Consider the following 18,908-nt stretch of genomic DNA (forward strand, 5'->3'; position numbering starts at 1 on the left):
GGCGGGCCCCTCCTACTTTTCCCTGCGCGCGACCAGGCGCCAGTTGACGATCGAGAAGATGACGACGACGAGGAAGATGCCCCAGGCGACGGCGGCCCCGTAGCCGAAGTCGTTGTTGTCGAAGCTCTGCTGGAAGAAGTAGAGGACCATCGTCTGGCCCGCGTTGTCGGGACCGCCCGCGAACGTCGAGGTGTTGGACGTCGTGGACAGCAGCACCTGCGGCTCGGAGAAGGACTGGAGCCCGGTGACGGTGGAGACGACGAGGGTGAAGAGGATGACGGGGCGCATCAGCGGGACGGTGATCCGGAAGAAGGTCTGCACGGGGTTCGCGCCGTCGACCCGGGCCGCCTCGTACAGCTCGCCGGGGATGGTCTGCAGGCCCGCGAGGAAGATGATCGCGTTGTAGCCGACCCACTGCCAGCTCATCAATGCGGCGATGGAGACCTTGATGCTCCACGGTGTCTGGAGCCAGGCGACCGGGTCAAGGCCCAGTCCCTGGAGTACGGCGTTGACGAGGCCGAAGTTGGTGGAGAAGACCGAGCCGAAGACGATGGCGACGGCCACGACGGAGGTGACGTTCGGCACGAAGAAGGCGAAGCGGTAGAAACTCGTCAGCCGCTTCGCGGAGTTGATCATCACCGCGACGAGCAGCGCCAGGAAGAGCATGGGGAAGGTCGCCATCGCCCAGATCACGAGGGTGTTGCCCAGCGCGTTCCAGAACTGCGTGTCGGAGAGCAGATAGCGGTACTGGGCGAGGCCGGCGAACTCCATGGAGCCGAGGCCGTCCCAGCGGTGGAACGAGAGGTACAGCGAGAACCCGACGGGGATCAGGCCGAACGCCAGGAAGATCAGGTAGAACGGCGATATCGCTGCGTACAGCCGCCAGTGCCGGAGCACCGAGCGGGCCTTGGAGCGCGGCGGCGGCTCGGGCGGGGTACGCCGGCTCGCGGCCGTCCGGTCGAGGGCGGGTGCGGTGGTCACACGCTCACCCCCAGGTGGTCGGCTATGCGGCGGCAGGTCTTCATGGCGTCCCTCCAGGCGCGCTTCGGGTCCTTGCCCGCCTGCGAGACACGGGTCAGTTCGTCCCTGATGGGCTGACCGAGGGCCACGTCGTACGGGCTGTTGTAGGCGACGGGGATCTTCTCGGCGGCCGGCCCGAAGACGTCGACCGTGCGCTGGCCGCCGAAGAAGGGGTCGGGGTCGAGCATCGCCTTCTGCCGGTACGACGCCGGGGTCGAGGGGAAGAGGCCCGCGTCGACGAAGCCCCGCGTCTGATTGTCGGCCCCGAGGAGCCAGGTGATGATCTCGAAGGCCTGCTCGCGCTCGCGGCACGCCTGGGTGATCGACAGGAACGAGCCGCCGTCGTTGGCGGGCCCGCCGGGCATCTGCGCCACGCGCCATGTCCCCTCGGTCTTCGGCAGGTTGAGCTTCAGGTCGCCGCCGATCCAGGAGGCGCCGAGCTGGTCGGGCAGCAGTCCCTTCTCGGTGGCGGCGATCGCGTCGGGGGTGCCGGAGAGCATCGGGGAGACGAGGCCCCGGCGGCGCGCTTCGAGCGCCAGGTCCCAGGCGCGGCGGACATGCTCCCCGTCGCCGATGAAGTGGCGGTTCTCGTCGACGAAGCGCCGGGTGCCCTGGCCGATCGCGTAGTTGTAGACGGCGATGATGTCGACGACCCAGTACGCGCCCTTGATCTTCTTCTGCAGCGTCTCGCCCGTCGCGAAGTACGCCTCCCAGGTCGAGGTCCGGGCGGACACCTCGGCGGGGTCGGTGGGCAGTCCGGCCGCCTCGAAGGTGTCGGCGCGGTAGAACTGGCCGACGGGTCCGGCATCGATCGGGAAGCCGATCAGACGGCCGTCGGGCGCGGTGCCGGCGTCCCATTTCCAGGGCAGGTACTGGTCCTTGAACTTCTCGGCGCCGAGGGTGCGCAGGTCCACGAACTGGTCGGCGTTCGGGAGGTAGGACGCCATGTCCTCGCCCCGCAGGCCCGCGATGTCGGGGATGTACGCCTGCCCGGTCATCGTGGTCATCAGCTTGGAGCGGTAGTAGCCGCCGATCTGGACGGGCCGCAGCGACACGTCGGTGAAGCGGCGCTCGGCGTCGGCGACGACCTTCTCGCTCAGCCCCCCGGACCAGTACCAGAGGGTCATGGTGCGGCCGGTGGAGCCGCGGGGGACGGCGCAGCCTGCCGCGGTGGAGCCGAGCGCGGCGGCCGTGGTGGCCAGCCCTGCGCGCAGCAGTCCTCTTCGGGAGAGGTGCACTGCTCCTACCGCCTTTCGGGGTCGGTGTGTCCGGACGGATGGTCAGCGGGGGGTGACGGGCGCCTCGTGCGGGGCCGGGCCGGGGTCGGCGGGCAGCCGGTCGGCCAGGAAGGCGTAGTCGCGAAAGAGCCCGGGGGTGCGTGAGCCGGTGGTGTGCCACCAGTGGGTGATGCCGTGCAGGCCGGGTGCGGCGAGCGCGCCGGTGTGGCGCCGGACGGAGAGGCCGGCGGCGAGGGTGGCGAAGCGCAGCCGGTCGGCGAGGGGCCAGCCGCCGAGGCTCGCGGCGACGAAGCTCGCCCCGAACACGTCACCGGCCCCGGTGGCGTCGATGGCAACGATGTCAAGGGCCGGGACCTCGGCGTACTCCCCGGTGAGCTGGTCGACGGCGAGCGCGCCCTCGCGTCCGCGGGTGATCACGGCGACGGGGGTCAGGTCGGCGAGCGCACCGAGCGCGGCGGCCGGGCTGTCGGTGCGGGTGTAGCGCATGGCCTCGGTGTCGTTGGGCAGGAAGGCGTGGCAGAGGGAGAGCTGTTCCAGCAGCTCGCCGGACCACTGTTCGCTGGGGTCCCAGCCGACGTCGGCGAAGATCAGGGTGCCGGAGGCGGCGGCCTTGCCGAGCCACTCCTGGCGTTCGGCGCCGAGATGCACGAGTGCGGTGCGGGCGGGCGGCGGGTCGGGCAGCAGCTGGTCCTGTGTATACGGGGGCGGTGTGCCGTGGGTGACCAGGGCGCGGTCGTGGCCGTGGGCGAGGGAGACGGTGACCGGGGTGTCCCAACCCTCGGCCGTGCGGGAGCACCTGAGGTCGATGCCCTCCTGCCCGGCGAGGATCTCCTTGAGCTGTCTGCCGTACAGGTCGTCGCCGAAGACGGTGGCGAGCGAGGTGGTGAGTCCGTGGCGGGCGGCCGCCACGGCGAGGTTGGCGATCCCGCCCGGGCCGCAGCCCATCCCGCGGGTCCAGATCTCCTCCCCCGGCGTGGGCGGCTTGCCGAGGCCGGTGAGGACGATGTCGTGGAAGAGCAGGCCGGTCAGGAGGACATCGGCCCTCGGCTCCTCGTCCACGCGCCCGCCCTCTCGTCAAAGACCTGCAAGCTGTGCACAGGATCGTGCGCCCGACGAACAGAATTGGCAAGAGTTGAGCACGAAGATGCATGGAAATGCTTGAGATTGACGAGTAGCGTGCCCGGTGTGCTGGCTGAGCGACGACATCAACTCATCCTGCGGGCCCTGAGATCAGGCGGCCCCGCAGCCGTAACCGACCTGTCCGAGCAGCTGGGTGTGAGCGCCGCCACCGTCCGGCGGGACCTGGTCAAGCTGGAGGAGGAGGGTCTGCTCACCCGGGTCCACGGCGGGGCCGCCGTGGACGAGGGCGATCAGCCCTTCGCCGAGGTCGCCGAGATCCGGGTGCCCGAGAAGGACGCCATAGCGGTCCGCGCCGCCGCGATGGTCGAGGACGGACAGTCCGTGCTCCTCGACATCGGCACCACGGCCTACCGGCTGGCCCGGCAGCTGCGCGGCCGCCGGCTCACCGTGATCACCAGCAATCTGGTGGTGTACGAGGAGCTGGCCGACGACACCGGCATCGAGCTGATCCTGCTCGGCGGCATGGTCCGCCGGGAGTACCGCTCCCTGGTCGGCTTCCTCACCGAGGACAATCTCCGCCAGCTGCACGCGGACTGGCTCTTCCTCGGCACGAGCGGCATCCGCCCGAACGGCCACGTCATGGACACCACCGTCGTCGAGGTCCCGGTCAAGCGGGCGATGATCGCGGCCGCCGACGCGGTGGTCCTGCTCGCCGACGCGGGCAAGTTCCCCGGCACCGGCATGGCCAGGGTGTGCGGCCCGGACGCACTCGACACCGTGGTGACCAACGCCCCCGCGGATCCGGCGACCGGCGCCGCCTTCGACGAGGCAGGAGTGAAGGTGATGGAGGTATGAGGCTCACGATCCTCGGCGGTGGGGGCTTCCGGCTGCCGCTCGTCTACGGCGCCCTGCTCGGCGACCACGCCGCGGGCCGGGTCACCGACGTCGTCCTGCACGACCTGGACTCCGCCAGACTCAACGCCATCGCGCGGGTGCTGGCCGACCAAGCGGCCGGGGTGCCGGACGCGCCACGCGTCACCGTCACCACGGACCTCGACGAGGCCCTGCGCGGGGCCGACTTCGTCTTCTCCGCCATCCGCGTGGGCGGGCTGGAGGGCCGCGCCGCCGATGAGCGCATCGCCCTCGCCGAGGGAGTGCTCGGCCAGGAGACCGTCGGCGCCGGCGGCATCGCGTACGGACTGCGGACGGTTCCCGTCGCCGTCGACATCGCCCGCCGGGTCGCGAGACTCGCGCCGGACGCCTGGGTCATCAACTTCACCAACCCGGCGGGGCTGGTCACCGAGGCCATGGCCCGTCATCTGGGCGACCGAGTCATCGGCATCTGCGACTCACCGGTGGGCCTCGGCCGACGGGTGGCGCGCGTCCTGGGCGCCGACCCGGACAGCGCCTGGATCGACTACGTGGGCCTCAACCACCTCGGGTGGCTGCGCGGGCTGCGCGTCGAGGGCCGCGACGAGCTGCCCCGGCTGCTCGCCGACACCGAACTGCTCGGCTCCTTCGAGGAGGGCAAGCTCTTCGGCCCCGACTGGCTCCAGTCCCTCGGCGCGATCCCCAACGAGTATCTGCACTACTACTACTTCAACCGTGAGGCGGTGCGCGCCTACCAGGAGGCGAAGCAGACCCGCGGTGCGTTCCTGCACGAGCAACAGGCCCGTTTCTACGCGGAGATGGAGCGCCCGGACGCCCCGGCGCTGGAGACCTGGGACCGTACGCGCGCCGAACGCGAGGCCACGTACATGGCGCACAACCGCGAGGCCGCCGGGGCCGGTGAGCGGGACGCGAGCGATCTCGAGTCGGGCGGCTACGAGCAGGTGGCGCTCGCCCTGATGCGGGCCATCGCGCACAACCAGCGCACCACGCTGATCCTCAACGTGCGCAACCGGACGACCCTGTCGGTGCTGGACGCGGACGCCGTCGTCGAAGTCCCCTGCTTCGTCGACGCGAACGGTGCGCATCCGGTCTCGGTCAGTCCACTGCCCGCCCACGCCACGGGTCTTGTCCTCGCCGTCAAGGCCGTGGAACGTGAAGTGCTGGCCGCGGCCGGCAGCGGATCACGGGCGGCCGCCGTCAAGGCGTTCGCCCTCCATCCCCTGGTCGACTCCGTGACCGTCGCCCGCCGTCTCGTCGACGGATACACCGGCGCCCATCCCGCACTCGCGTATCTGACGTAGGAGCCGTACATGCACGACGAACGCCGCCGTATCGAGGAACGTGTCGAGCGGATCCTGGAGCAGCGCATCCGGCCCGCCGTCCATACCGACGCGGTGCCCTTCGTGATCGAGGCCTGGGAGGCGCCGGGCGAGCCGGTGCCGTTCGAGGAGGCCGCGGCCCAGTCGTACGAACCGTTCGTGACGGGCACACCGTGGGGTCCGCCCTGGGGCACCACGTGGTTCCGGGTGCGCGGCGAGGTCCCGGCCCGGTGGGCCGGCCGCCGGGTCGAGTCCGTCTTCGACCTGGGCTTCGTCGGCGACTGGCCGGGCAACCAGGCGGAAGCGCTGGTGCACACGGTGGACGGCACCCCGCTGAAGGCGGTCAACCCGCAGAACCAGTACGTCCCGGTCGCGCACCCGGCCGCCGGCGGCGAACGGGTCGACTACCTCATCGAGGCCGCCTCCAACCCTGACATCCTGGCGAACGACTTCCGCGGCCCGACCCCGCTCGGCGATCCGGCCACCGCGGGCCGTGCGCCGCTCTACACCTTCGCCCGCGCGGACCTCGCCGTACTCGACGAGAACGTCTGGCACCTCTCCCTCGATCTCCAGGTGCTGCGCGAGCTGATGCTGGAGCTCGGCGACCACGAACCACGTCGCCACGAGATCATGCACGCCCTCGACCGCGCGCTCGACGCACTGGACCTGGACGACATCCCGGGCTCGTCGGCGGACGTACGGGAGCTGTTGCGGCCGGTCCTCGCGCGACCGGCACACGCGAGCGCGCACACGATGTCGGCGGTCGGTCACGCCCATATCGACAGCGCCTGGCTGTGGCCGATCCGCGAGACCAAGCGCAAGGCGTCGCGCACGTTCTCCAATGTGACGGCGCTGGCGGAGGAGTACGAGGAGTTCGTCTTCGCCTGCTCCCAGGCACAGCAGTACGCCTGGGTGCGCGAGAACTACCCGCGAGTGTGGGAGCGCATCAAGAAGGCCGTCGCCGACGGGCAGTGGGCTCCGGTCGGCGGCATGTGGGTGGAGTCGGACGGCAATCTGCCCGGCGGTGAGGCCATCGCACGCCAACTCGTGCACGGCAAGCGGTTCTTCATGGAGCACTTCGGCATCGAGACCAAGGGCGTGTGGCTGCCGGACTCGTTCGGCTACAACGCGGCCTATCCCCAGCTCGCGAAGCTCGCCGGCAACGAGTGGTTCCTCACCCAGAAGCTGTCGTGGAACCAGACCAACAAGCTGCCCCACCACACCTTCTGGTGGGAGGGCATCGACGGTTCGCGGATCTTCACGCACTTCCCGCCGGTGGACACCTACAACGCCGAGTTCTCCGGCAAGGAGATGGCCCACGCTGTCCGCAACTACCAGGACAAGGGCGGCGGTACACGCTCGCTCGCGCCGTTCGGGCACGGCGACGGCGGTGGCGGCCCCACCCGGGAGATGATGGAGCGCGCCCGGCGGCTCGCCGACCTCGAGGGTTCGGCCAAGGTGCGCGTCGAGCACCCGGACGCCTTCTTCGAGGCGGCCCGGGCCGAGTACCCCGACGCGCCGGTGTGGTCGGGCGAGCTCTATCTGGAGCTGCACCGCGCCACGTACACCTCGCAGGCCCGCACCAAGCAGGGCAACCGGCGCAGTGAACACCGGCTGCGCGAGGCGGAGCTGTGGGCGACGGCCGCCGCCCTGCGGGTCCCCGGCTACGACTATCCCCACGAGTGGCTGGACCGGCTGTGGAAGACGGTCCTGCTGCACCAGTTCCACGACATCCTGCCCGGCTCGTCGATCGCCTGGGTGCACCGCGAGGCGGAAGCGGAGTACGCGCGGGTCGCCGGGGAGCTGGAGGCGCTGACGTCCCAGGCGCTGGCCGCGCTGGGCGAGGGCGCGCCGCAGGTGTTCAACACGAGCCCGCTGGACCGCGCCGAAGTGGTGCGGACCCCGGACGGCGGCCTGACGTACACCGAGGTGCCCGGCAGCGGCAGTGCCGCGCTCGGGACGGGCACGGCTCCCCGGCAGGTCACGACGACGGACCGGGTGCTCGACAACGGCCTGGTGCGCGTCGAGTTCGCGCCCGACGGCACACTCGCCTCCGTACGTGACCTGGTGGCGGGCCGCGAGGTGCTGGCCGGGCCCGGCAATCTGCTGCGGCTGCACAGCGACCTGCCCAACTACTGGGACGCCTGGGACATCGACAAGCACTACAGGAACCGCTTCACCGATCTGCTCGACGCCGAGTCGGTCACGGTCGTGGAGTCGGGGCCGCTGCTCGGCGCGGTGCGGATCGAGCGGGCCTTCGGCAAGGGTTCCCGGATCACCCAGACGGTGACGGTCCGGGCGGGTAGCCGGCGGATCGACGTGGAGACCGACATCGACTGGCACGAGGCCGAGAAGATCCTCAAGGCGGCCTTCCCCGTCGACGTCCGGGCCGACCGGTCCACGGCGGAGATCCAGTTCGGGCACGTGCACCGGCCCACGCACACCAACACCAGCTGGGAGGCGGCCCGTTTCGAGGTCTACGGGCACCGCTGGGTGCATGTCGCGGAGCCCGGCTACGGCGTCGCCGTCATCAACGACTCGACGTACGGGCACGACGTCTCACGGACCACCCGCGAGGACGGCGGCACGACGACCACGGTCCGCCTCAGCCTGGTCCGCGCGCCGCGCGTCCCGGACCCCGAGGCCGATCAGGGACGCCACCGCTTCACCTACGCCCTGCTGCCCGGGGCGACGGTGCAGGACGCGATCGCGGAGGGATACGCGCTCAATCTGCCGCTGCGGGTGGCCGAGGCCGGGCCGGTCGCTCCGCTGGTGACCAGTGACAACCCGGCCGTCACGGTGGAGGCGGTCAAACTCGCCGACGACCGCTCGGGCGATGTCGTGGTGCGGCTCTACGAGAGTCTCGGCGGGCGGGCCCACGCGACGCTGCGCACCGGATTCGCCCTCGCCGGGGCGCAGGTGAACGACCTGCTGGAGCGGCCGTTGGCCGACGAGGCGGTGTCCTGCGACGGGGACACGGTGACGCTGACCCTGCGCCCGTTCCAGATCCTGACGCTGCGGCTCGCCCGCGCCTGAGGGGAACCGGACTCGTCCGCACCTTCCCCACCCGGGAAGGTGCGGACGAGGACGGGCCCGGCTGCCGCGGGCCTCACTCGGCGCGCGGCTCCGGGGCCTTCTCCGGGTCGTCGAAGGAAGCGAGGTAGCTGGCGGCCATGTCCTTCTCCCCCAGCCCCCGGTCGACCAGCCGCTCGAAGCGCTCCGCCCCGGCGCGGGCGACATCCATCGCGACTCCGCGCCGCTCCCCCGCCTCGACGATGAGGCGCGCGTCCTTCAGGGCGTTGTCGACACTGAAGCTGGGGGTGAAGTCGCCGGCCAGGATCGCCTCGGTCTTCAGACGCAGATAGCCGTTGTCCAGCGGCCCGCCGGACACGCTGTCGAGGAAGGCCCGGGGATCGACACCGAGGCCGTCGGCCAGGGCGATCGCCTCGGCGGCGGCGTGGTTGAGAGCGGCGACCCAGCTGTTCAGGACCAGCTTGAGCTTGCTGGCACCGCCGTCGGAGCCGTCGTCGCCGACCCAGGTGGTGCGCCGCCCGACGGCGTCGAAGACGGGAGCGAGCGCCGCCCGAGCACGGTCCGGACCGGCCGCCAGCACGATGAGTTCGCCCGCTTCCGCAGGCTGCTTGGTGCCGAGTACGGGGGCGTCGACGAAGGTCAGTCCGTGCTCGCGTGCGAAGTCGGCCAGCTCCGCCGTGGCGGCATCCCCGACGGTGGCCGACTGGGCCCACACCGCGCCCGGGGTGAAGCCGTCGGCCGCCTCCCGCATGGCCGCGAGCACCCGCGGGCCGTCGTTGAGCACGGTGAGCACCACATCCGCGCCCCGGACGGCGTCGGCCGGCGAGTCGGCGCAGTACGCCCCGTCGGCGACGAGGGCCTCCGCCTTCGCCCGGGTGCGGTTCCAGGCACGGACGGCCAGCCCGCCGCGGAGCAGGTTCCGCGCCATGGCGGCACCCATGATCCCGGTGCCGAGCACCGCGACCGTCGTGGGTGCGCCGTCGCCGTGCGGGTCGCCTTGAGCTGCGTGCGGGTCGCCTTGAGCTGAGGGCATGGTCACGCACATCGCCTTCCGTCGTCGGGGGATTCGACGGTGCGAGGGTAACCAAGGAACCACCGGTGCGGCGGTGACGACGCGTCAGCAGTGCGCTCAGCGTGGCCGGTTCTGCCGGTGCGGTCTACCGGTCCGCGGCCCGTCTCCGATAGAGGTTCCTCCGCGCTGCACCCGACAGTCCGTGAGAGCTGTGGAGGCCTGCCATGATCCGAGGACGGAGCAGTATCGACCTGGACCGGAGCCGGTTCGACGACCTCCACGACCGGCCCGATCCGCGCGCGTACGTCCACCGGCTGGTCCAGGTGTCGTACGAGACACCGCATCACGCCCAGCGGGCCGTCCGCGCCACGATCACCGAGCGCGCGTCGGTCCACGGCGGAGGGCCGTTCACCGTTCTCGACCTGTGCTGCTCGTACGGCATCAACGCGGCACTGCTCAACCACCATGTGACGCTTGCCGAGTTGTACGAGCACTGGACCCGCCCGGACGCACAGACACTGACCCCCGCCGAACTCGTCCGGCACGACCGGGAGTTCTTCGCCCTGCGGCGCAGATCGGACGCGGTTCCGGTGGTGGGGGTCGACATCGCGGGCAACGCGGTCCGGTACGCCCAGGCCGTGGGTCTGCTGGACGAGACGTACACCGAGAATCTGGAGTGCTGTCCGCCCAGCAGACATCTGCGGCGAGCGATGGCCGCCACCGGGCTGATCACCGTCACCGCAGGCATCGGTCATGTCACCTGGCGCAGCTTCGAGACACTGCTGCGCTGTGCGGACATCCCGGTGTGGGTGAGCGCGTTCGTGCCGCGCACCGTCGCGTACCGGCCGGTGGCCGACCGGCTGGCCCGGCACGGCCTGGTCACCCGGGCGGATCCCGGGCGGACCTACCCGCGGCGCCTGTTCACCGGGCCGGCGGAACAGCGCCGGGCAATCGAGCGGGCCCTGCGCGGCGGTCACGATCCCTCCGGGCTGGAGACGCGCGGCCGCTGCCACACGCATCTGCACCAGTCCCGCCCGGCCACTGCCTGGGCGCATATCGGTACGAAAAGTTAGAATTCGAGCATGGGAGAGCGGCCTGTAGCACCGACTGCGCCCGAACTTGTCCTCGAAACAGACGCGGGCTCCACGGTGATGAGTCCGAGCCGGGACTACCACATCGGGCGCGACCCCTCGAGCGACATCGTGCTGGACGACGACCGGGTGTCCTGGCACCACGCGGTGCTGCACGCCGACGACGGCCACTGGACCGTCGCGGACGAGGGCAGCACCAACGGGACCTACGCCGACGGCCGGCGCATCGACGAGCAGGGCGACGTCGGACCCGGCAGCGTCCTGCGGTTCGGCCATGCCGTCGACGGTGCACGTGCCGTGCTGACCGGGCAGGCCCCTCCGGAGCCGGCGCCTGCGCCCGTGTCCGTGTCCGAGCCGGCGCCCGCGCCCGTGTCCGAGCCGGCGCCCGAGCCCGTGTCCGGCGGGCGGGACAGGCCCTCGGCGGTCTCGATGCCCCGGGCGACCGGCACCTTCCGGCAGCCGACCAGTGTGCGTCCGCTCCCGGCCCGCACCGTCCGTATCGGCCGGGGCGACGACAACGACCTGGTCATCGATGATCTGGTGGTCTCACGCCACCACGCCGAGCTGCGGGCGCACTCCGACGGCACCTACGAGATCGTCGACATCGGCTCCCACAACGGCACCTTCCTCAACGGCCAGCCGGTCGAGAGCGCCCGGATCGGCTCCGGAGACATCGTCGGTATCGGCCACTCCGCGTTCTGCCTGGTGGGTGACCAGCTCCAGGAGTACGTCGACACCGGCGAGGTCTCCCTCGATGTGCAGGACCTCGCGGTCACCGTGGACCACGGACGCAAGACTCTCCTCGACCATGTCTCGTTCCCGGTCGGCGAGAAGTGCCTGCTCGGCGTGGTCGGCCCGAGTGGGGCCGGCAAGTCCACCCTGCTCAACGCTCTCACCGGCCTGCGACCCGCCGACGAGGGGACCGTCCTGTACGACGGGCGCGATCTGTACCGGGACTTCGCCGAGCTGCGCCAGCGCATCGGCCTCGTGCCGCAGGACGACATCCTGCACACCCAGCTGACCGTGCGCCGGGCCCTCGGCTACGCCGCCGAACTGCGCTTCCCCCAGGACACCGGCAAGGCCGAGCGCCTGGCGCGGGTGGAGGAAGTGGTGCGCGAGCTGGGCCTGGAGGAGCGTGCGGACCAGCCGATCCACAGTCTGTCCGGCGGCCAGCGCAAGCGGGTGAGCGTGGCGCTGGAGCTGATGACCAAACCCTCGCTGCTCTTCCTCGACGAACCGACGTCCGGACTGGACCCCGGTATGGACCGTTCGGTGATGCACATGCTGCGCGGCCTGGCCGACGACGGACGCACGGTCGTCGTGGTCACGCACAGCGTGCTCAGCCTGGATGTGTGCGACCGGCTGCTCGTCCTCGCGCCCGGCGGCAGGATCGCCTACTACGGGCCGCCCGATGAGGCACTGCCGTTCTTCGGCTTCGAGCAGTGGCCGGAGGCCTTCGAGGCGTTCGAGAACGACCGGGACCGCGACTGGGCCGGTGCGTACCGGGACTCGCCGCTTCAGCGGCGGTACATCGCGAACGCCTCCCCGCAGCCCCACCAGCCGCAGGAGTCGGCGGCCGCCTTCGTGGCGCCGCCCAAGGCCCAGAGCTGGGGATCGCAGCTGAACACCCTGGTGCGCCGGTACGCGGCGGCGCTCTCCGCCGACCGCACCTTCCTGGTGATCATGATCGCGCTGCCGTTCGTGATGGGCGCGATGGCCCGTGCGCTCGCCGGGAGCCGTCTCACCCAGGAGACGGCGATGAACGCACTGCTCATCCTGTGTGTGGGCGGTGTCCTGATCGGTGCCGCCAACGCGGTGCGCGAGCTGGTCAAGGAACGGGTGATCTACCGGCGGGAACGAGCCGTCGGACTGTCCAGATCCGCCTATCTGATGTCCAAGGTCGTCGTGCTGGGCACGGTCACGGTGCTCCAGGCCGTGGTCCTGACCCTGGTCGGCCTGGTCGGCGTCGCCCCCAACGCGCCCGGTGGCAAAGGGGTGCTGCTGCCACCCCTCGTGGAGATCACCCTTGCGGTCGCGGTGCTGTCCTTCACGGCCATGATGCTCGGCCTGCTCGTCTCCGCCGTGGTCCGCAAGGAAGAGGTGACCATGCCTCTGCTGGTGCTCCTCGCCATCGTGCAGGTCGTGTTCTGCGGAGCCCTGCTCAGGCTGAGCGGGCTGCCGGTCATCGAGCAGCTGGCCTGGTTCATCCCCTCGCGCTGGGCGCTGGGAGCGATGGCGGGCACCGTCGGCCTGTCCCGGATCGTGCCCGGCGATCTCACGGCGGACCCACTGTTCGAGCACTCCGCGGGCGTGTGGCTGCTGAACATGGGAATGCTGCTGGTGCTCTCGGTGATCTTCGGCTACGCCGTCCTGCGGCTGCTGCGCCGCCACGAGCCCGCCGTCATGCGGAAGTAGGGCGAAGCCACCATGACCATCGAGGACTTCCGTCCGACACATGTCGTCCCCCGCGACGGTCTGCCCGCCTGGGAGGAGCCGGACGTGTCCCGGCCGACGGCGCCGCTGGACGCGCTGCTGCCGGTGCGACTGGTCGACCGGCGGGGCGACTGGGGCCGTATCGAGTGCGCCAACGGCTGGTCGGCCTGGGTGGACGGCCGGCTGCTGGTCTCCGTGCCGCAGGAGCCCCCGGCCACCGGTCAGCCCCTCACCCGCACGGCCGATCCGCGGCCGCTGCTGACCCGGGCCGGGGAGTCACTCGGGACGTACCGGCGCGCGGCCGAGGAGCTGGCGACGGGCCGGACCGACCGGGAGACGTTCCGCCGCCGGACGCGGGGACTGCGGGTCGGCATGGTGGTGGACGGGGAGTCGGTGTGGTTGTACGACTCCGAGCACGAGCGCTGGGTGTACTGCGACGGTGCGCGGCTGAGCACGTTCGCGACCGCTGCCGGGCCGGAGGAGTCGGCCGGCCCGGCAGCTCGGGCGGCCGCACCGCCGGAGCCCACCCGGGTGGTGGACCAGGCGGAGGCGGCGGGGCCGGCACCGGTGCAGGCACGCCCGGAAGGCGCGGGACCGGCTCCGGCACAGGCTCGGCCGGAAGCGGCGGGGCCTGCCGGACCCGCCCCCGCTCAGGCTCAACCGGAAGGCCCGGGACCGGCTCCGGCACAGGGCCGCCCGGAAGCCGCGGAACCGGCCGGACCCGCCCCCGCTCAGGCTCGACCGGAAGCGGCCGGGCCTGCCGAACCGGCCCCCGCTCGGGCCCCGGCTCCTCCGGAGCCCACACGTGTCGTGACCCCGGCGCCCCCGCCCCCGGAAGCCACCCGGTCCGTCGATCCCGCGCAGGCACAGCCGCAGGCCCCCCAGGACCAGGTCCCGGAGAACGCGCAGGAGACCCGCCGCGTACCCCCTGCCGACGCCGATCCGGATCCGCCCGCCCGGCCGGGTGACACATGATGGCGAGAAGTCCGCACGACACCGGTCTGCCGACCGGAAGGCCCTCCGACCTGGTCGGACAGCAGATCGCGGGCTACCGCGTGGAGAACGAGATCGGGCGCGGCGGGATGGCGGTGGTGTACCGCGCCAAGGATCTGCGGCTGGACCGTACGGTCGCGCTGAAACTGCTCGCGCCCGAGCTCGCCCGCAACGACACCTTCCGTCAGAGGTTCACCCATGAGTCCCGGGTGGCCGCGGCCATCGATCATCCGCACATCGTCCCGGTCTTCGAGGCGGGCGAGACGGAAGGCATTCTCTACATCGCGATGCGCTATGTGGCGGGGCAGGATCTGCGGGCCCTGCTCGACCGCAAGGGGCCGCTGCCGATCGCCACGGCGGGCCGGATCGCCGCGCAGGTCGCCTCGGCCCTGGACGCCGCACACACCCACGACCTGGTGCACCGGGACGTGAAGCCCGGCAACATCCTGGTCGCCGAGGGCACGGACAGCGAGCACCCCGAGCACGTCTATCTCACCGACTTCGGGCTGACGAAGAAGTCGCTGTCGCTGACGGGGTTCACCTCGGTCGGGCAGTTCGTGGGCACGCTCGACTACGTGGCGCCCGAGCAGATCTCCGGCCGTCCCGTCGACGGCCGGTGCGACGTCTACAGCTTCGCCTGCGTCGTCTACGAGACCCTCGCCGGGACGCCCCCCTTCCAGCGGGACGACGACATGGCGCTGCTGTGGGCCCATCAGTTCGATCCGCCGCCGCCGCTGACGTCGAAGCGCGCCGACCTGCCGGCCGCGGTGGACGGCGTCCTGGCGAAGGCGCTGGCCAAGAGCCCGGACGACCGTTACGGCTCCTGTCTGCAGTTCGTGGCGTCGCTGCGAGCGGCGGCGAGGAGCGGGACCGAGGCAGGGCACCCGCCGGCCCATGGGGATCTGGCCGCGGTAGCGGGGGCCGTGGACCCGGGCCCGCCACCACCGCCGCCGAGCTGGGCCATGCCGGTGTTCCCCGGGCTGCCGGCCTGAGGACGGATCCGTGAGGGCTGGGCACGGCCTGTTGTCCCGTTCTCAGACGTCGGTGGTCCCGACCTCGCCGCGCCGGTGGACACGCAGTGCCGGCAGGCTGCCGAGGAAGCCGGTGACCAGTCCCCACAGGGCGGCGAGCCCCAGGGCGGACCACAGCCGCGGCCGCAGGAACACATCACCGCCGAGACCTCCGTCGATGTCCCCGATGCCCAGCAGCGACAGTCCGTAGTGCGCGGTCAGCCGGGCGACGAGGCAGACGGTCAGCACCGTGAGGACGAGTGCGACGGCCATGTGCACGGCGTGCTGCCACGGCCGGACGCGGGCGGGTGAGCGCACGGCCATCAGGAAGGCCGCGCCCAGCAGGAGTACCGCGGCCACGACGAGCAGCCACCAGGCGCGGCTGTCCCGCTCGGTGAGCGAACTCAGGTTGACCGTGGACCCGCCCGGTGTGCGAAGGACTTCGTCGAGAATCTGCGGCACGGGCAGCCCGAAGGGGCCCTCGACCTTGCCGTCCCAGGTGGCGCCGAGTCCGACGGTGAAGGCGATCCAGGCGAGGTTGGGCAGCCCGAGCAGGATCACCGCGAGCGTCTCGGCGGTGTGCCCGCGGGTCGCCGCGACGACGAGTCCCACGACGATGCCCAGGACGACGTAGGCGAGCAGCAGGACGACCATGGCGAATGCCGCCGGGCGCACCGACTCCTGGAAACGCAGCAGACGGCCGGGCAGCGGGGTCTTGCGCGAGACGAGTACGGCCAGCAGGAGGAGGCCCGCGAGCCACACCAGTCCCAGGACGACGGTGACGGGGATGTTAGCGCGGAAGCCGACCTGTGGGGCGGAGTCGAGCAGGTCACCGATGTCGGAGACGGTCCCTTCGCCCAGTGGGACGGCGAAGGAGTGCCGGGCGACGGCAGCCAGGGCGATGAGGGCGATCGCCCACAGCACGGCGAGCCGGCCGGCCCAGCCGGCCAGCTCGCGGGCGCTCGCGACGGCGCGGTGCCGCAGAGGGCGCAGAAAGCCCTCGGCGATGACCACGGCGCCGGCCAGTGTCACCGAGAGGGGCAGCACGGTGAGTCCCGCGCTCGTCTCGGCGATGAGCCCGGCGTCCCCGGAGAGCTCGACGGAGCCGCCGACCGCCATCACGACGACCGCCGCGACGACGGAGGGAAAGGCGCCTCCGGGCAGTTCGGCGGCCCCGGCGGCCCACAGACCGAGGGCTGCCGTGACGAGGAGGGCCACCACGCCGGCGAGCACTGCCACCAGTGCTTGGAGCCAGCCGTGCGAGGCACGGGCGGGCCGGTCGCGGTCGCGGATCTCCTCGTGGCTCACGCTGCCACGCTAAGCAGCCGAGCGTCGCTCCGCCCGCCGGGAGGGCCGACCGCGTCAGCTTGCGGGCCGTGCGGATACGGAGCACACAATGGTCGTGCAGTGCCATGAAACGTCTTCAACGGAATATGCGGTGCATTTCCACTCCGCTTGACGTCCTCATCGTGGGAAGAAGAGCCCGTGAGCGCCGAACAGCCACCGTCCGAACGCCCCACAGGTCCACCGTCAGGCCCCTTGTCCGGACCGTCGCGGGGAGGACCGACGCCACCACCCGGCCCGCCGCCCGGCCCGTCGAGCGGCGGTGGCCCGAGCGGACCGGGCGGACCCGGCGGTACGGGCGGCTCCGGCGGAACGGGCGGCTCCGGCACTCCCACGGGAGGGCCCGGCGACGGAGGGCAGCGCCCGTGGTGGCGCTCCGTACCCAAGGTGGCCACGATCGCCGTCGCGCTGGTGGCCGCCGTGGCGCTGATCGTCGTCTTCACCCGCCCCGACGGAGGCTCCGGCTCCGGCAGCGAGGTGTTCCTCCAGGCCGCGGGTACGGCCGGCCCCGATCCCTACACCCCCTCCACCGCACGCGAGGACGCGCCCACCGACGAGTCGGCGCAGCCGACCGCGACCGCGAAGGCCGCGAATCAGACGCAGAGCGTGGTGGGCTCAACACCCGGTCTGTACGGGGGAACCCGCAAGGTCGCCAGCTGCAATGTCGAGCAGCAGGTCACCTACCTCACCGACAATCCGGCCAAGAACACGGCCTTCGCCTCGGTCGTGGATGTCGAGCCCGGCGCCGTACCCGCGTATCTGCGCTCGTTGACGCCCGTCCAGCTGCGACTGGACACCCGCGTCACCAACCACGGCTACCGGGACGGCAAGCCGACCAGCTACCAGGCGGTGCTCCAGACCGGCACGGCCGTCCTCATCGACGACCGCGGCGTCCCGACGGTGCGCTGTGCCTGCGGCAACCCGCTCCAGGAGCCCAAGGAGCTGAAGGGCACACCGAAGCGCACGGGCGACGCCTGGCCCGGCTACCGTCCGGAAAAGGAAGTGATCGTCGCGCCCGCGCCGCAGCCGGTCAAGGAGTTCGTGGTCTTCGACGGCGAGAACGACGACTGGTTCGAACGCCCCGCGGGCGGCACCGGCGGCAGCGACAAGAAGACGGCACCCCCGAAGAAGCCGCTCCCCTCGGCGCCCACACCGGGCACCTCCCCCTCGGGCTCGTCCGGGTCCGCGTGTCCGTCGCCGGGCGGGAAATGCCCGCCGCCGTCACCCAGTTCACCGCCCTCGAACCCGCCGGACTCACCTTCTGAGCCCCCGCCCTCGCAACCGCAGAGCCCGGAACCCCCGCCCACCCAGTCCCCGGAGCCACCGCCGCCACCTCCACCGCCGCCGCAGTCCGACTCGGCGGACACGGGCAACACCGCATCGGCACCGGACTCACCGCCGCCGGCCCCGGCCGGTTAGCGGTGAGGCCGGGGGCCCTCGGCGACGGACGGCTAGCCGAGTTCGAGTGAGGTGACCCCGAACATGCGCTCCGCCCCCACCTCCGGCGCCGGCCCGTTGTACATCCGGACGGTGACCGACCGGGGTTCGAGGCCCCGTGCCGCGGCGAGCGCGACGGCATCCTTCCGGGCTTCGGGTACGTCGAGGGCGACCACCTCGTCCGGGCCGAGGTGTGCGGTGAGGGCGTCGAAGAGTGCGCCGGCGTCCTCGGTGGTGTCGGCGAACAGCGGGCCGATGCGGTGGCCTTCGAGCGCGGGACGGATCACCCCGTAGCCCGTGACGCGGCCGTCCCGCAGCCGCGCGTACGCCCGGTGGCCGGCCGCGGTCAGCCAGCGGGAGACGAAGTCCCGCCGGTCGGCGGGGAAGCACTCCCTGTCGTACGCGGCGATCGCGTCCAGGTGCTCCGGGGCCACGGAGACCACTCCGGGTGCGGGCGTGCCCGACCGGGCGGGGCGGCCGCCGTACCGGATGTTCTCGCCCACCGCGGTGAAGCCGACGCGTCCGTAGGTGGCTTGCTGGGCGGGTACCGCGTCCAGGCCGACGACGCGGTCGCCGGCGTGCGGGAAGGCGGCCCGCCAGGTCGCGAGGCCGAGGCCCTTCCGGCGGTGCAGCGGGTGCACGAGGTAGTAGCCGAGGAAGGCGTAGCGGTCCGAGTAGGTGACGATCGAGACCGCGGAGACGATCGTGTCGCCGATCCGGCCGACGAAGAAGCCCGCCGGGTCGGTGGGGTGGTAGCAGGCGACGTCGTCGTTGCCCGGGTTCCACCCTTCGTCGGCGGCCCAGCGGGCCACCAGGTGCCAGTCCTCCAACGACGCGCCGCTGATGGCGAGTTCACCGATGCCGGGTACCGCGCCGCGTGTGCTGCCCGGGCCCGCCGAGGACGGCTGGGTGGATTCGTCGCGAGTGTTCATGGGGTTGCGCACCTTTCGTGCCGTACTTCTGCGGATCGTGCCGACGGTGGGCCGGGCGAACGGGTGGGCCGTGCG

At 71.8% G+C, this 18,908-nt stretch carries 14 protein-coding genes; 8 read left to right on the forward strand and 6 right to left on the reverse strand.

The genetic code is table 11. The annotated features are described in order from the left end of the window. Window positions 1-12: 12 nt before the first annotated feature. From OHA05_RS03870 to OHA05_RS03880, 3 genes are read right to left on the reverse strand one after another with little or no spacing between them, the layout of a single operon-like run. On the reverse strand, window positions 13-981 hold the full coding sequence (locus OHA05_RS03870; protein WP_328859821.1) for a carbohydrate ABC transporter permease: 969 nt from the start codon (window positions 979-981) through the stop codon (window positions 13-15). Further along, entirely contained in the window at window positions 978-2,258 is a 1,281-nt protein-coding gene (locus OHA05_RS03875) for an ABC transporter substrate-binding protein (protein ID WP_328859822.1), read from the reverse strand. Before OHA05_RS03875 ends, OHA05_RS03870 begins: the two co-directional genes overlap by 4 nt. 42 nt (window positions 2,259-2,300) lie before the next feature. Continuing rightward, entirely contained in the window at window positions 2,301-3,317 is a 1,017-nt protein-coding gene (locus OHA05_RS03880; RefSeq protein WP_328859823.1) for a PfkB family carbohydrate kinase, read from the reverse strand. Here OHA05_RS03880 and OHA05_RS03885 point away from each other — a divergent pair. Genes OHA05_RS03885 through OHA05_RS03895 form a run of 3 tightly spaced genes read left to right on the forward strand, consistent with a single transcriptional unit; the run spans window position 3,267 to window position 8,584 of the window. Further along, complete coding sequence (locus OHA05_RS03885) at window positions 3,267-4,193, forward strand: DeoR/GlpR family DNA-binding transcription regulator (RefSeq protein WP_313947827.1); 927 nt, start codon at window positions 3,267-3,269, stop codon at window positions 4,191-4,193. The two genes, OHA05_RS03880 and OHA05_RS03885, sit on opposite strands and share 51 nt — an antisense overlap. Further along, window positions 4,190-5,530 (forward strand): 6-phospho-beta-glucosidase, encoded by a 1,341-nt coding sequence (locus OHA05_RS03890; protein ID WP_328859824.1) that lies wholly within the window; start codon window positions 4,190-4,192, stop codon window positions 5,528-5,530. Before OHA05_RS03885 ends, OHA05_RS03890 begins: the two co-directional genes overlap by 4 nt. Window positions 5,531-5,539: 9 nt before the next feature. Next, window positions 5,540-8,584, forward strand: a complete 3,045-nt coding sequence (locus OHA05_RS03895; protein ID WP_328859825.1) for an alpha-mannosidase — start codon at window positions 5,540-5,542, stop codon at window positions 8,582-8,584. Between the two features lie 73 nt (window positions 8,585-8,657). Here the strand turns inward: OHA05_RS03895 and OHA05_RS03900 are convergent, their stop codons facing one another. After that, window positions 8,658-9,614 (reverse strand): NAD(P)-dependent oxidoreductase, encoded by a 957-nt coding sequence (locus OHA05_RS03900; protein ID WP_313947824.1) that lies wholly within the window; start codon window positions 9,612-9,614, stop codon window positions 8,658-8,660. Between the two features lie 203 nt (window positions 9,615-9,817). Between OHA05_RS03900 and OHA05_RS03905 the strand changes: the two genes are divergently transcribed. The 4 genes from OHA05_RS03905 to OHA05_RS03920 are packed head-to-tail and all read left to right on the forward strand — an operon-like array spanning window position 9,818 to window position 15,102. Next, window positions 9,818-10,666 (forward strand): hypothetical protein, encoded by an 849-nt coding sequence (locus tag OHA05_RS03905; protein WP_328859826.1) that lies wholly within the window; start codon window positions 9,818-9,820, stop codon window positions 10,664-10,666. A 9-nt stretch (window positions 10,667-10,675) separates the two neighbouring features. Next, the gene (locus tag OHA05_RS03910; RefSeq protein ID WP_328859827.1) at window positions 10,676-13,099 is read left to right on the forward strand and encodes an FHA domain-containing protein; all 2,424 of its coding nucleotides are present in this window, start codon (window positions 10,676-10,678) and stop codon (window positions 13,097-13,099) included. 12 nt (window positions 13,100-13,111) lie between these two features. After that, window positions 13,112-14,092 carry a hypothetical protein gene (locus OHA05_RS03915; RefSeq protein ID WP_328859828.1) on the forward strand — a complete coding sequence of 327 codons (981 nt, stop codon included), beginning with the start codon at window positions 13,112-13,114 and terminating at the stop codon, window positions 14,090-14,092. Next, a complete protein-coding gene (locus OHA05_RS03920; RefSeq protein ID WP_328859829.1) occupies window positions 14,092-15,102 on the forward strand; it encodes a serine/threonine-protein kinase in 1,011 nt (336 codons plus the stop codon). Before OHA05_RS03915 ends, OHA05_RS03920 begins: the two co-directional genes overlap by 1 nt. Window positions 15,103-15,144: 42 nt before the next feature. Here the strand turns inward: OHA05_RS03920 and OHA05_RS03925 are convergent, their stop codons facing one another. Next, the gene (locus OHA05_RS03925; protein ID WP_328859830.1) at window positions 15,145-16,428 is read right to left on the reverse strand and encodes a streptophobe family protein; all 1,284 of its coding nucleotides are present in this window, start codon (window positions 16,426-16,428) and stop codon (window positions 15,145-15,147) included. A gap of 177 nt (window positions 16,429-16,605) precedes the next feature. Here OHA05_RS03925 and OHA05_RS03930 point away from each other — a divergent pair, with 177 nt between their 5' ends. After that, complete coding sequence (locus tag OHA05_RS03930) at window positions 16,606-17,883, forward strand: DUF6777 domain-containing protein (protein WP_328859831.1); 1,278 nt, start codon at window positions 16,606-16,608, stop codon at window positions 17,881-17,883. Between the two features lie 32 nt (window positions 17,884-17,915). On the opposite strand, the gene OHA05_RS03935 is transcribed toward OHA05_RS03930, so the two are convergent. Further along, window positions 17,916-18,833, reverse strand: a complete 918-nt coding sequence (locus tag OHA05_RS03935; protein WP_328859832.1) for a GNAT family N-acetyltransferase — start codon at window positions 18,831-18,833, stop codon at window positions 17,916-17,918. Between the last annotated feature and the right edge of the window lie 75 nt (window positions 18,834-18,908).

The sequence above is a fragment of the Streptomyces sp. NBC_00306 genome (assembly GCF_036169555.1).
GTDB classification, from domain to species: domain Bacteria; phylum Actinomycetota; class Actinomycetes; order Streptomycetales; family Streptomycetaceae; genus Streptomyces; species Streptomyces achmelvichensis.